The following is a 13,543-nucleotide window of genomic DNA, read 5'->3' on the forward strand; positions in this document are numbered from 1 at the left end:
GCATCGGGAGTGGCCATGAAGTCAGCGCTTGTCGTCGATGATCATCCGGTGGTGCGCGCCGCCATCCGAATCGTGTTGCAAGGCGAAGGATTCAAGCGGATATACGAGGCGTCCCAAGGCAACGAGGTGGTGTCGCTTATTCGTGAGCACGCGCCGCAACTGGTGATACTCGATCTGAATTTGCCAGTACTCGATGGGCTCGACGTTCTGGAGCGGATAAGGGTCAATTATCCACGATGCCGAGTGCTGGTTTTCAGTACACACGAACCCATGTTCTATCAGGAGCGCTGTGTGCGTGCCGGGGCCATGGCCTACGTGACCAAAACCAATCAACTGGAGCAGTTGCGCAATGCCATTCAGGCGGTCGTTTCGGGACATACCTATTTTTCCGTGCTTCCGGACTACCTCAGCACGCTGAATGCCGTGCAAACCACCGAAAAACAGATGATCGATCAGCTCTCTGATCGTGAGTTGACTATTTTCGTGCAACTGGCGCGGGGCAAATCGAACAAGGCGATTGCCGAGGACATGCACCTGAGCCACAAAACCGTCAGCACCTATAAAACCCGTCTGATGAAAAAACTCGGGGTTTACTCATTGGTGCTCTTGCGCGAATTCGCCAAGCGCAATCATGTGATCTGAGCAATTGCACATGCGGCAGGGATGCTGGATTGTCTGCCTGTGGTTGAGCCTGATCGCCAGTAGTTGGGCGGGTGACGCGCCGCAGGTGCTGCAGGTACTGACCCGTACCGGCCTGGCAAACGTCCAGCTGCGGCTGGACGAGCAGGACCGCCAATGGCTGCGTCAGCGCCCGGTGCTACGCATGGGTATTTCCGGTCCGGATTACCCACCGTTCGAGATCACCCGCAATCAACAGGAACTCGAAGGGCTCACCGCCGATTATGCTGATCTGCTGGCGCAGTTGCTCGGCACACGCATTGAAGTCCGGCGCTTTGCCAACCGCGATGCGGTGATGGCGGCACTCAAGCGTGGTGACCTCGATCTGCTGGGAACCTCGAACAATTTTGAAGCCGCCGACCCGGATTTCATCCTGTCCCGCGCTTACGCCGAAGATCAGCCGATGCTGGTGACTCGCCTCGATGAAAAGCTGCCGGCAGATCTTGCCGGCAAGCGCGTGGCCATGGTCGAGGATTATTTGCCACTGGCGAATGTGCAGGGGTTTTATCCCTATGCCAGTGTGCAGCGTTACCCTTCGGCGATGGATGCGCTCGGTGCGGTGGCCTTCGGCGCGGATGATGTGTATCTGGGCGACTTCATCAGTGCCAACTACCTGATCAACACCAATTATCGCAACGACCTGCAATTGGCCGGCCCGTCGGGGCTGGACGCCAATTCGTTCGCTTTTGCCTTGTTGCGCAGCGATGTACGCCTCAAGCGCATCGTCGACAAGGTGTTGACCGCCATTCCCATGGAGCATCGCCAACGCATCGAGCAGCGCTGGAGCGTCGGCCTTGCCGAGATGGCTGAACAATCACGGGTGCAACTCAGTGCCAGTGAGCAGGCCTGGCTGGACCAGCATCCACGGGTGCGGGTCGGTGCCATCGACGATTTTGCGCCGCTGACTTTTTTTGATGCCGACGGCCGCTTCAACGGGTTGTCCGCGCAGTTGCTGAGTGTGATCAGCCAGCGCAGCGGATTGAATTTTGAAATCGTGCGCGGTGTGTCGCTTGATCGTCAGATCGAACAACTCAAGGCCGGTGAGCTGGATGTGTTGCCAGTGGTGACGCCGAGCAGCGAGCGCGAAACCGAACTGCAATTTACTCGCGCCTATCTGAACAATCCGTTTGTGCTGGTCAGTGCAATCACCGCGCAGGGGCCGCTCAACCTTGATGACCTGGCCGGTAAACGGCTGGCGATTTATCGCGGCCACCCGTTGCGCGGATATCTATTGGAACGCGTGCCGGGCATCCGTCTGATCGAAGTCAAAAGCCCTGCCGAAGGCATGGCGCTGATTGCCAAGGGGCAAGTCGACGCCACGGTGAGTTCGTTGCTGGTGGCGCGCTTTCTGATCGCCCGGCACTACCGCGAACGTCTGCGCATTACCGGCACGGTCGGCGATCAACCGGCGCGCATTGCGCTGGCGACCGCACCGCAAATGCCCGCACTGCATTCGATCCTGAACAAGGCGTTGTTGAGCATCGCCCCACAACAGATGGACGAGTTGGTTGAACGCTGGAGCCACGATGTGGTGGTGGATGACAGTTACTGGTTACAACATCGCCGCGAGATTCTCCTCGGCTTTGCCGGTGCGGCGGTCTTGCTGGCACTCGCGCTGGCCTGGATCGTTTTTCAGCGCCAGCAGATCCGCCGACGCCAGCAATGGTTGCAGCAATTGCAGGAAGCCAAGGACGCAGCAGACGATGCGAATCGGGCGAAAACCACGTTTCTGGCGACCATGAGCCATGAAATCCGTACACCGATGAATGCCTTGATCGGCATGCTCGAACTGGCCCTCAAGCGCGCAGAAGAAGGCGTGACCGATCGTCTGGCGATTCAGGTGGCGTCCAATGCCGGGCAACAATTGCTGGCGCTGATCGGCGACATTCTCGACATCGCACGGATCGAGACGGGGCACCTGTCACTCGCGCCCGAACGCGCCAACCTGCGCGAACTGGTGGCGTCAGTGTGTCGGGTGTTTGAAGGGCTGGCGCGGCAGAAGCGCTTGTTGTGGCACATCGAACTGGATCCCCGCAGCAACGTTGATGTGTTGATTGATCCGACGCGGTTCAAACAAGTGCTATCGAATCTGCTGAGCAATGCGATCAAGTTCACTGAAGAAGGCGAGGTCAGTCTGCGGCTGGTGGTGAGCGCAGCGGTGACAGAAACACTGGCCGTGAAAGTGCGGATCGAGGACAGCGGGGTCGGGATCAGCCACGACGATCGGCGGCGCTTGTTCAGCCCGTTCGTGCAGGCGAGCAATCACTCGCAGTCGGCACGCAGCGGCTCCGGGCTGGGCCTGGTCATCAGTCGCAGCCTCTGCGAAATGATGGGCGGCACGCTGCGGCTCGACAGTGCGCCGGGCGAGGGAACGCAAGTCGAAGTCAGTCTCGAACTGCCGCTGTTGGCCGCCCTCGCTCAGACCCCGGCACCCCCGCAAGCCGTCGTTGCTGCTGCGTGTTCTCTGAGTGTGCTGGTGGTGGACGATCATCCGGTGAACCGTCTGCTGCTGTGCTGGCAGTTGAGTGAACTCGGCCATCGCACGGTCGACACCGAAAACGGCGATGAAGGCCTTGAGCGCTGGCGCACGCAAGTGTTCGATGTGGTGATCACCGATTGCAATATGCCGAGGCGCAACGGTTATCAACTGGCGCAGGCCATTCGTGAAGAAGAAGCGATTGCCGGGCGCAAGCCTTGCCTGATTCTTGGCTTTACCGCCAACGCGCAGGCGGAGGAACGGACGCGCTGCCTGAAGGCTGGCATGGACGAGTGCCTGTTCAAACCGATCCGCTTGCACGATCTGGCGCAGGCATTGACGGCGGCCAGTCATTGCGACATCGCGGCGGCCTCCAGCGCGGCGCCAGCATTGGCGGAGATCGATCTGAGCACCCTGGAGCAAATGGCCGGGAATGATCGTGGCTTGATCGAGCATTTACGCAAGGAGGTGCTCAACAGCTTGCACATCGATCTGCAACGTCTGGATCTGTTGCAGCAAGAGCAGGATCGCGCGGGGCTTCGCGAACTGGCTCATCACATCAAGGGTGGGGCGCAGATGGTCGGGGCTGCGCGGGTGGTGGCGGCGTGTATCGAGCTTGAGCAGGCGTGCAGCGAAGCGCACGCGGCGACGTTGGGCATGGCAAGCGATACGTTGCGCGAGGCCATGGCCGGCCTCGCGCAACATCTGCAATCCTGAACTGGCAATATTGCTGAATCAGTCCCAGTCTGGCGCGATGCCTTTCGGGCTGGTCAGACGATGGCCGCGATCCAGCGTGGCAATCAGCGCCATGTCGGCGTCGCTCAAGGTCAGCGCCGTGGCGGCAAGGTTGCTTTGCAGGTTGGCGCGTTTGGTCGACGACGGGATCACCGCGTAGCCCGACTGCATCGCCCAGGCGAGGGTGACTTGTGCCGGGGTGGCTTGCCGGCGTTCGGCGATCTGCTGGATCAGCGGGTCTTTCAGCACTTCACCGTAGGCGAGGGTCATGTACGAAGTGATGTGGATGCCCTGGCTGCGGGCGAACTCGACGACTTTACGGTTTTGCAGGTACGGATGCAGTTCGATCTGGTTGGTCGCGATGTTTTCTGCACCGACCGCAGCAATCGCCTGCTTCATCAAATCGATGGTGAAGTTGGACACACCGATCTGCCGGGTCAGGCCCAGACGCTTGGCTTCGAGCAGGGCGCCCATGAACTCTTCCACCGGGACCTGGTTATCCGGCGACGGCCAGTGAATCAAGGTCAGGTCGAGGTAGTCGGTCTGCAATTTCTGCAGGCTGTCCTTGAGGCTGTCGATCAAGCGATCCTTGGCGAAGTTGGCGACCCAGATCTTGCTGGTGAGGAACAGCTCTTCGCGCGGGATGCCACTGGCGGCGATGGCCTGGCCGACATCGGCTTCGTTTTCGTAGATTTGCGCGGTGTCGATGACCCGGTAGCCGAGTTCGAGGGCGGTACTTACCGAATCGATGACCACCTGGCCTTGCAGACGAAACGTACCGAGACCGAAAGCGGGAACAGACATGAAAGACTCCAGAGGTTGCAGTGGGAATGGGCAGGAGTATCCGCGTCTGTATCGTTGAGAAAAACCGCTGGTGGGGCAAAGCACTGTTGACCGGAAGTCATGAATCATTTCCAGGATTTGTGTTGTCCGGGCTGGCCTCTTCGCGAGCAGGCTCGCTCCTACATTGGAATGCGTGCTCATGTGGGAGCGAGCCTGCTCGCGAAGGGCGCACCGCCGATTCAGGCAATGTCGCTGTGGGCAAACTCCTCCCCGAGAAAATCAATTAACGTCCGCACCGACGGCAACAACCCGCGTCGCGACGGAAAAATCGCATGCACCACTCCGCACTTCGGCGCCCAGCCCGGAATCAATTCCACGACGCGTCCGGCGGCAATATCCTCACGCACCACTACGCTCGGCAGATGCGCCACGCCAACCCCGGCAATCACCGCCTGACGCAAGGCAATCAAGTCATCGGTGACCATTCGTGGCGTATGGCGGATCAGCGCCGTATTGCCATTCGGCCCCAGCAACTCCCACTGATATTCCCGCTGCGCCGCGCCCCAATGCAGGCTTGGCAAACCATTGAGGTCAGCGGGCGAGGGCGGTGATGACAGGCGTTCGACAAACTGTGGGCTACCGACCACCGATTGCGTGCTGTTGCCCAACACCTTCATGACCATGTCGGTGTTTTCCAGCGGCGGAAAACGCACGCGCAGCGCGATGTCGAACCCTTCATGAATCAAGTCGACCCGGCGATTGGTGCTCTCGATGAACAACTCCACCAGCGGGTACTTGAGCATGTAACGCGTGAGCATCGGCCCGACCCAGGAGTTGAGCAGCGCCGTCGGGCAACTCAGGCGCACCAGACCCTGCGGTTCGGAGCGGTTGCGTTCAATCAGTTCGGCGGCGCTCTCGGCTTCGATGCGCATGGCCAGGCAACGCTGGTAATACGCCTGGCCGATTTCGGTCAATGAACAATGACGGCTGGTGCGGTGCAGCAGGCGCACGCCGAGGCGTTCTTCCAACTCGGCAATGCGCCGGCTGAGTTTCGATTTGGGCATGTCCAGTGCGCGCCCGGCGGCGGCGAAACCATGATTTTCGACCACTTGGGTAAAGTAATAGAGGGTGTTGAGGTCTTCCACCATCGTTCTCCAGATAGAACGCTAAGGCTGATTTTTGCAGTCTAGTGCATTAATGGTCATGGATTTAAGCTTAATCCATCGCATCACTCACCCCCATTGGAGACAACCATGAAAAACATCATCGGTATCTACACTAGCCCGCGCGGCCATTGGGTCGGCGATGGTTTCCCGGTTCGCACGCTGTTTTCCTACGACAACCTGGGCAAACACATCAGCCCGTTCCTGCTGCTCGATCACGCTGGTCCCGCCGATTTCACCCCGACCACCGAACGGCGTGGCGTTGGTCAGCATCCGCACCGTGGTTTCGAAACCGTGACTATCGTGTATGAAGGCGAAGTGCAGCACCGCGACTCGACCGGCAGTGGCGGCGTGATCGGCCCGGGCGATGTGCAATGGATGACGGCCGCTTCCGGAATCCTCCACGAGGAGTTCCATTCGGAAAACTTCGCCAAAACCGGCGGCAAACTGGAAATGGTGCAGCTGTGGGTCAACCTGCCGGCCAAGGACAAAATGGCCGCGCCGGGCTACCAGACCCTTCTCGACAGCGACATCCCGAGCATCGCGCTCAAGGACAACGCCGGCAGCCTGCGCCTGATCGCCGGTGAATTCGATGGCCACACCGGCCCGTCGCGCACCTTCACACCGATCGACGTGTGGGATCTGCGCCTCAACGCCGGCAAATTGCTGACGCTGGATCTGCATGAAGGCCGCAACACCGCGCTGGTGGTGTTGAAAGGCTCGGTGCAGGTCAACGGTGTGGAAGCGGTGCGCGAAGGGCAGTTGGCGCTGTTCGAACGTGACGGCCATCAGATAACGCTCGAAGCCAGCCAGGACGCGGTGGTGTTGCTGCTCAGCGGCGAGCCGATCGACGAACCGATCGTCGGCCATGGCCCGTTCGTGATGAACACCGAGCAGGAAATCCACCAGGCGTTCGCCGACTTCCAGTCCGGCCGCTTCGGCCAGATGCACGCTTAACGCACCACCACTCCGCTCTACACAGGACGCGTAGGCCGGTTCGCAGGCCAGGGATGGCTATTGCCTAAAGAAAAGAGGACACGCACATGAACACTGTCAATGCAGCGAACTTCGACGGCCAGAAACCGACCATCGATGCCAGCGACGCGGCCATGTTGTTGATCGACCATCAGAGCGGTCTGTTCCAGATCGTCAAAGACATGGACGTGCCGCAACTGCGCGCCAATGCCATCGCACTGGCCAAAGCCGCGACCCTGTTGAAGATGCCGGTGATCACCACCGCCTCCGTGCCGCAAGGGCCGAACGGGCCGTTGATCCCGGAGATTCACGAAGCCGCACCGCATGCGCAATACGTGGCGCGCAAGGGCGAAATCAACGCCTGGGACAATCCGCAGTTTCACGCGGCGGTCAAAGCCACCGGGAAGAAAACCCTGGTGATCGCCGGGACCCTGACCAGCGTTTGCCTGGCGTTCCCGTCCATCGCCGCTGTGCATGAGGGCTACAAGGTGTTCGCCGTGGTCGACGCGTCCGGTAATCACTCGAAACTGGCCACTGATCTGACCGTTGCCCGTTTGGCCCAGGCCGGGGTGGTGCCGATCGACATCATGGCTACGCTTTCCGAGCTGCAAGGCTCGTGGAACCGTCCCGATGCCGAGCAGTGGGCGGCCGTCTACGCCCAGGCCATGCCGCATTATCAATTGCTGATCGAGAGCTACCTCAAGGCTCAGCAAGTCGCGAACGAACACGAAGTGCTGGATTCCCAGCGCTGATCGAGTCTCCGGAGGTCGACCCTCGTCGGCCTCTACCACCCGCGAGGATTACTGCAATGACCACTCAATACAAACGTCTGGATAAGAACAACGCTGCGGTACTGCTGGTCGACCATCAGGCCGGGCTGCTGTCGCTGGTGCGCGACATCGAGCCGGACAAGTTCAAGAACAACGTGCTGGCGCTGGCCGATCTGGCCAAGTACTTCAAGCTGCCGACGATCCTCACCACCAGTTTCGAAACCGGCCCCAACGGCCCGCTGGTGCCGGAGCTGAAAGCGCTGTTTCCGGAGGCGCCGTACATCGCCCGGCCAGGCCAGATCAACGCTTGGGACAACGAGGATTTCGTCAAGGCGATCAAGGCGACTGGCAAGAAACAACTGATCATTGCCGGTGTAGTGACGGAAGTTTGCGTGGCGTTCCCGGCGCTGTCGGCATTGGAAGAGGGCTTCGATGTGTTCGTGGTGACCGATGCCTCGGGCACGTTCAACGAACTGACTCGCGAATCGGCGTGGAACCGCATGTCCAGCGCCGGTGCGCAATTGATGACCTGGTTCGGTCTGGCCTGCGAGTTGCACCGCGACTGGCGCAACGACATCGAAGGGCTGGGCACGCTGTTCTCCAACCACATCCCCGACTACCGCAACCTGATGACCAGCTACAGCACCCTGACTAACGGTAAATAACCCCGGGCCACACCGCAGTCCCCTGTGGGAGCGAGCCTGCTCGCGAAGGCGTCATGTCAGTCGATGCACCTTTGACTGATCGACCGCATTCGCGAGCAGGCTCGCTCCCACATTTCGTTTTGTGGTGTTTTGGCGCGGGCATTCATGCTCTGAAATCAATTGCTCCTACACTTGCTCAATCTGTGCGATCTTCTCGCGATTGGCCCCCGTCGGAGTTGTTTGATGCTGTCTCTGCTCACCGAACACCCGTTGTTCTGCGCGTTGATCCTGATCCTCCTCGATCTGGGCCTGTGGCGTCTGATCAGTTCCCATGGCAGTGAGTGGAAACTGCTGGTGCGGGTGCTGATTTTCACGCTGTTCAGCGTCCTGTTGTTCAACGAAGGCCTCAACCCGATGGAGCCCGCACCGTGGGCCGACAACGTGCCGCTGCATCTGGCGGCGACCGGGTTGCAGATTGGCTGGTGGCTGTTCGGTGCGCGCACCCTGACGGTGTTGATCGGCGCGGTAATGATGCAGCGGGTCGGCCACACCGGGCGGCTGCTGCAGGATTTGCTCGGCGCGGTGATTTTCCTTATCGCGATCATCGCGGCGCTGGCCTATGTGCTGGATCTGCCGGTCAAAGGCGTGCTGGCGACGTCCGGTGCGCTGGCGATCATCGTCGGTCTGGCTTTGCAGAGTACGTTGAGCGATGTGTTCTCCGGGATCGTCCTCAACACCACCAAGCCTTATCAACTGGATGACTGGATCTCGATCGACGGCACCGAAGGGCGGGTCACCGATATCGACTGGCGTGCCACGCGCCTGCAGACCAGCCAGGGCAGCATGGCGGTGATTCCCAACTCGCTGGCGGCCAAGGCCAAGATCATCAACTTCAGTCGGCCGAGCAATATGTTCGGCGTCGCGGTCAGCGTGCAGGTCAGCCCGCATGCCCGGCCCAGCTCGGTAATCGATGCGCTGGAGCGGGCCATGCAGGGCTGCCGTCAACTGCTCGACACGCCTGCACCGAGCGTCGCCCTGAAAAGCTCCGGCAGCAGTGGCGCGGAATACGAGATCAGCGGTTTCGTCGCTTCGATGGGTGAGAAGCGGGTGGTGCGCAATCAACTGTTTGACCTAGCGTATCGGCACTTGCAGGCGTCCGGGGTCAATCTGCTGTCGAGTGATGAAAGCACTGCGCCGACCAATTTGTCGCGACCACGGGCGCTGCTCGACAGTTCGCCGATCTTCTCGACCCTGCGCCAGGAAGAAAAAGACACCTTCAGTCAGAACATGAGCCTGCAAACCTTCCGTGCCGGCGAAGTCATTCTCGCGGGCGGCGAGGTCAGCGATCATCTGTTCATTATTGAGTCCGGTGTGGTGTCGGTGACTTTGAAGCGTCACGGCACGCCGTTCGAATCCGGGCGCATGGGGCCGGGCGAGGTCATCGGCGAGGCGGGGATTCTGTCCGATTCCTCGTTGCCGGCGGACTTTTCGGCGAAAACCTTTTGCGTGCTGTACCGCATTGAAAAGTCCTACCTGAAGCCATGCCTCGATGCCCGTCACGACATCAACGACGCGATGCAAGCCTTGCTCGATTATCGCCTGCACAAGGCGCAATCGCTGACCGAGGAAACACCGGTGGTCGCACCGAAAAAAGGCTTCCTGCAATGGCTGCGCAATCGCGCCTGAGCATTACCGGTCGCCGGCGAGTTTCTGTTCCAGGTGCAGACGCACCTGCGGCCACTCGTCGTCGATGATGCTGAACCGTACCGAATTGCGCTTGCGCCCGTCCGGCATGATCCGCTCATGACGGACGATGCCTTCCTGCTGTGCGCCAAGGCGCAGAATCGCATTGCGTGACTTCTGGTTATTCTCGTCGGTGGTGAACTGCACCCGCACGGAATCGAGCACGTCGAAGGCGTGACACAGCATCAGGTACTTGGCCTCGGTGTTAACGAAGGACTTCTGCCAGCGTGCCGCAATCCAGCTGCTGCCGATTTCCAGCTTGCGATTGAGCGGGTCGATCTTCCAGAAGCGCGTTGAGCCGATCACTTCGCCAGTGTCTTTCAAGACAATGACAAACGGCATGACCGTGCCAGCGTCACGGCCATCGAGGGCTTTTTTCAGGTAGCTGTCGACGGTGCTGGCCGACGGCACGACCGTGACGGTGAGGTTCCACAACTCGCCGTCGGCGGCAGCGTGGAGCAGGGCGGCGGCATCTGAATACTGAAGCGGGCGCAAGAGGATGCGCTGACCTTGCAGCGTGGTTGACATGGGATTGCGGTCTCGGCAGTGCGGGCGAATGGCGAGCGCCTATTACGCCGCAGCGGGTGGATCCGATGCAACCGTGGCGATGTTCACGAGGTCACAATTTTCACAGCCCATGGGCAGGAGCCTCAGCCGATGAAAAACCTGCGGATCGCCACCTACAACGTCAACGGCCTGCGCGCGCGGTTGCCGAATCTGCTGGATTGGCTCAAACGCGAGCAACCGGACATCGCCTGCCTGCAAGAACTCAAATCCCTCGACAGCGCATTTCCTGCGGCGGAACTGGAATCTGCGGGGTATGGCGCAATCTGGCAGGGCCAGGCCTCGTGGAACGGCGTGGCAATTCTCGCCCGCGATGCGCAGCCGCTAGAAAGTCGACGCGGCTTGCCGGGAGATCCCGCTGACAAGCACAGCCGTTATCTGGAAGCAGCGGTGCACGGCGTTCTGGTCGGGTGCCTGTACCTGCCCAACGGCAACCCGCAGCCCGGACCGAAATTCGATTACAAACTGGCCTGGTTCGAACGACTGATCAGCTATGCGAAAGACCTGCAAAGCAGCGATCACCCGGTGGTGCTGGCCGGTGATTACAACGTCGTGCCCACCGACATGGACATCTACAACACCCGCTCCTGGCTCAAGGATGCGCTGCTGCAACCTGAGAGTCGCGAGTGTTATCAGCGCTTGCTCGATCAAGGCTGGACCGATTCGCTGCGGCATCTGTATCCCGAGGATCGCCTCTATACGTTTTGGGACTACTTTCGCCAGCACTGGCAAACCAACTCCGGACTGCGCATCGATCATCTGCTGCTCAACCCGGCGCTGAGTCCCTATTTGCACGAGGCCGGCGTAGACGCCTGGGTGCGCAACGAACCGCACGCCAGTGACCATGCGCCAACGTGGATTCGTATCGGTTCACGCAAGAAACGCTAGCGGGCGATTGGCGAAATCAATTGTCGAAAACAGTGCCCGATCCCGTATACATGGCGACCATCAACGCAGTGACCTGCGGCCCCATGCATAAGGATCGAGCAATGAGTGAGCCACGCCTGACGAATCTGAAGCTGTACCTGCAACGCCTCGGTTTCGAAACGCCACCAGCACCGACACTCGAGACCTTGCGCCTTCTGCAATTGCGCCACACCGGCGTGTTTCCATTCGAGAACCTGGCGACGATTACCGGTGCTCCGGTGTTGATCGATCTGCCGTCCATCGAAGAAAAAATCCTCGTCGGTGGCCGTGGTGGTTACTGCTACGAACTCAACAACCTGTTCTTTGCCTTGTTGCTTGAACTGGGCTTCGACGTACGCGCTATCAGCGGGCGCGTGGTGATGAATCAGCCGGAAGGCAGCTGGACGGCGCGCACGCACCGCTTGAGTCTGGTGACCATCGACGATGTGCGCTACATCACCGATGTCGGTTTTGGTGGCATGGTGCCGACTGCACCGCTGCTGCTCGACACCGAAGCGGAGCAACCAACGCCACACGAACCTTATCGCATTGAAAAACAGGCCGACGGCTACATGCTGCGTGCCAACGTGGCGGGGGAATGGCGGCCGATGTACCTGTTCGACCTGCAACGCCAGGAAGACATCGATTACACCGTCGGCAATTGGTATGTCTCGACTCACCCTGAGTCACCGTTCAGCCAGCGTCTGATGGTGGCGCGCACCGGGGAGGGCTGGCGCAAGACGCTGAACAACGGCAGTTTCGCTGTTCACCGCATGGGCGCCGAGAGCGAGCGGCGTGAGGTCGCGGACGTCGAGGATCTACTCGATCTGCTTGAGGCTGAGTTCGGGATACGTGTCGCGCGCCCAGAGTTGTCAAGGCCGGTGCTCGGACACCTTATCCAGCCTGGTCAGGGATCCTCAGCGTAAGCATCGACCTGGATCGTGAAGCGATTGATCTTCGCCCACGACTCCCGTTGCCTGACCTCTGTTTCCTCTGAGCCAATGCTGATCAGGTAGTTGATGCCTGTTGCTGGATCTCTGAATCCATTTTGGGTCGAGTCCCAGACACAACAGGCGCGCGTGATCGGCGAAATCCCGAAGTGCTGTTCAAGGTACTGTTCGGCTTTCGAAGCATTGGCCCCGGATACTTCATAGCTGGCGGAAAATGGCTGGCCCATGCGATCAAGCGCCTGTGTGCAGCCTTTGAATTCAACAAACGATGGCTTGTCTGCGAGCTTCGACAGAAAGTCATCACAGCCAAAGTCGGCACTGGCACTGGCACTGCTGGCAATGACCAGCAACAGCGCGGGTATCAATCGGATAAGTAGCAACCGTTTCAATTATTTCTCCACCAGCAATTCACCGACATATTTCCCGCCTTCACCTTTGACTCGCCGGTAGATCAGGTAGTCGTAGATGTCGTTCCATTTGATCAACTCATAAAAGGTGACACAGCCGTCGGACAAATGACCGACGTGGATGTAACGGCTGCTGTTGCCTTTTGTGCCTTGCAGTTCGATTGGAAACCAGACGTCGGTGCAATGCAGATTACCTTGTACCTTGTAGCCATCCGTGGAGATATTTCCGTGGGAGCGGTCAGGCGCCATGATCCGGTGGCGTCCGGGTGGGATCGGGGTAAATTCGCCGCCCCACTGGCTGTTCAGCGTCACCTTCGCCGTTTTGCCATTGAAGCTGACCTGTGCCCATTGCTGCAGCAGTTTGCCTTTGAACTCCGAGACCGCATGGGTCGGTGCACCGGTGTACTTGACCTTGACGGTGGCCGGCGCCGTTGGCGGGGTATCCATCAGGTACTTCAAGGCATTTTCGGTTTTCAGGCTGGCCGTCTGCCCGACGAACTCCGAATTGCCATCTGCAATCCTGAAGTAGGTTCGACCACCGGACTCCTTGGTGAAGGTCACTTTAGTGTATTCGCAGAGGGCGACAAGTGTGCCCTTAGGCTCGAGTTTGACACTCAGCCAACCGTTTTCGTCGGCTCGTTTGGTGTATTTGGTGACAACGACCGCCGGATGCGTACTGCCACCCTGTCGGTTCGAGGGAGCCTGGTTATTGTTGAGGATTGCCTGCGCCATGCTGGTTACAGCTCCTT

The 13,543-nt window shown here is 59.7% G+C and carries 13 protein-coding genes; 8 read left to right on the forward strand and 5 right to left on the reverse strand.

Translation table 11 applies throughout. The annotated features are described in order from the left end of the window. Nucleotides 1–15: 15 nt before the first annotated feature. Nucleotides 16–642 carry a response regulator transcription factor gene (locus QOM10_RS09890; protein WP_127930374.1) on the forward strand — a complete coding sequence of 209 codons (627 nt, stop codon included), beginning with the start codon at nt 16–18 and terminating at the stop codon, nt 640–642. Nucleotides 643–652: 10 nt separating this feature from the next. Then, nucleotides 653–3,871, forward strand: a complete 3,219-nt coding sequence (locus QOM10_RS09895; RefSeq protein WP_316917948.1) for a transporter substrate-binding domain-containing protein — start codon at nt 653–655, stop codon at nt 3,869–3,871. Between the two features lie 18 nt (nt 3,872–3,889). On the opposite strand, the gene dkgB is transcribed toward QOM10_RS09895, so the two are convergent. Both dkgB and QOM10_RS09905 read right to left on the reverse strand, forming a co-directional pair. Then, nucleotides 3,890–4,693 (reverse strand): 2,5-didehydrogluconate reductase DkgB, encoded by an 804-nt coding sequence (gene dkgB / locus QOM10_RS09900; protein ID WP_316917949.1) that lies wholly within the window; start codon nt 4,691–4,693, stop codon nt 3,890–3,892. A 218-nt stretch (nt 4,694–4,911) separates the two neighbouring features. Then, a complete protein-coding gene (locus tag QOM10_RS09905) occupies nt 4,912–5,820 on the reverse strand; it encodes a LysR substrate-binding domain-containing protein (RefSeq protein ID WP_316917950.1) in 909 nt (302 codons plus the stop codon). A gap of 105 nt (nt 5,821–5,925) precedes the next feature. On the opposite strand from QOM10_RS09905, the gene QOM10_RS09910 reads away from it, so the two are divergent. The 4 genes from QOM10_RS09910 (at nt 5,926) to QOM10_RS09925 (ending at nt 9,910) form a co-directional block, all read left to right on the forward strand. Then, nucleotides 5,926–6,792, forward strand: coding sequence for a pirin family protein (locus QOM10_RS09910; protein WP_316917951.1), 867 nt, complete (start codon nt 5,926–5,928; stop codon nt 6,790–6,792). 86 nt (nt 6,793–6,878) lie between these two features. Then, nucleotides 6,879–7,562: an isochorismatase family protein gene (locus QOM10_RS09915; RefSeq protein ID WP_316917952.1), complete on the forward strand. Its 684-nt coding sequence runs from the start codon at nt 6,879–6,881 to the stop codon at nt 7,560–7,562. A 56-nt stretch (nt 7,563–7,618) separates the two neighbouring features. Beyond that, nucleotides 7,619–8,245, forward strand: a complete 627-nt coding sequence (gene ycaC, locus QOM10_RS09920) for an isochorismate family cysteine hydrolase YcaC (protein ID WP_127926560.1) — start codon at nt 7,619–7,621, stop codon at nt 8,243–8,245. 222 nt (nt 8,246–8,467) lie between these two features. After that, nucleotides 8,468–9,910, forward strand: coding sequence for a mechanosensitive ion channel family protein (locus QOM10_RS09925; protein ID WP_150773980.1), 1,443 nt, complete (start codon nt 8,468–8,470; stop codon nt 9,908–9,910). A gap of 3 nt (nt 9,911–9,913) precedes the next feature. Here QOM10_RS09925 and QOM10_RS09930 read toward each other — a convergent pair whose 3' ends face one another. After that, nucleotides 9,914–10,495 carry a GNAT family N-acetyltransferase gene (locus QOM10_RS09930; RefSeq protein ID WP_160039028.1) on the reverse strand — a complete coding sequence of 194 codons (582 nt, stop codon included), beginning with the start codon at nt 10,493–10,495 and terminating at the stop codon, nt 9,914–9,916. Nucleotides 10,496–10,624: 129 nt separating this feature from the next. Here QOM10_RS09930 and xth point away from each other — a divergent pair, with 129 nt between their 5' ends. Together xth and QOM10_RS09940 are read left to right on the forward strand one after the other, a co-directional pair. Further along, the gene (gene xth, locus QOM10_RS09935; protein ID WP_127926563.1) at nt 10,625–11,419 is read left to right on the forward strand and encodes an exodeoxyribonuclease III; all 795 of its coding nucleotides are present in this window, start codon (nt 10,625–10,627) and stop codon (nt 11,417–11,419) included. Between the two features lie 101 nt (nt 11,420–11,520). Further along, complete coding sequence (locus QOM10_RS09940) at nt 11,521–12,363, forward strand: arylamine N-acetyltransferase (RefSeq protein ID WP_316917953.1); 843 nt, start codon at nt 11,521–11,523, stop codon at nt 12,361–12,363. Here QOM10_RS09940 and QOM10_RS09945 read toward each other — a convergent pair. Together QOM10_RS09945 and QOM10_RS09950 are read right to left on the reverse strand one after the other, a co-directional pair. Continuing rightward, nucleotides 12,345–12,776 carry a DUF4952 domain-containing protein gene (locus tag QOM10_RS09945; protein ID WP_127926565.1) on the reverse strand — a complete coding sequence of 144 codons (432 nt, stop codon included), beginning with the start codon at nt 12,774–12,776 and terminating at the stop codon, nt 12,345–12,347. The genes QOM10_RS09940 and QOM10_RS09945 overlap by 19 nt on opposite strands. Beyond that, nucleotides 12,777–13,526 (reverse strand): hypothetical protein, encoded by a 750-nt coding sequence (locus QOM10_RS09950; protein WP_316917954.1) that lies wholly within the window; start codon nt 13,524–13,526, stop codon nt 12,777–12,779. Nucleotides 13,527–13,543 lie beyond the last annotated feature (17 nt).

The sequence above is a fragment of the Pseudomonas sp. P108 genome (assembly GCF_032613195.1).
Lineage (GTDB): Bacteria > Pseudomonadota > Gammaproteobacteria > Pseudomonadales > Pseudomonadaceae > Aquipseudomonas.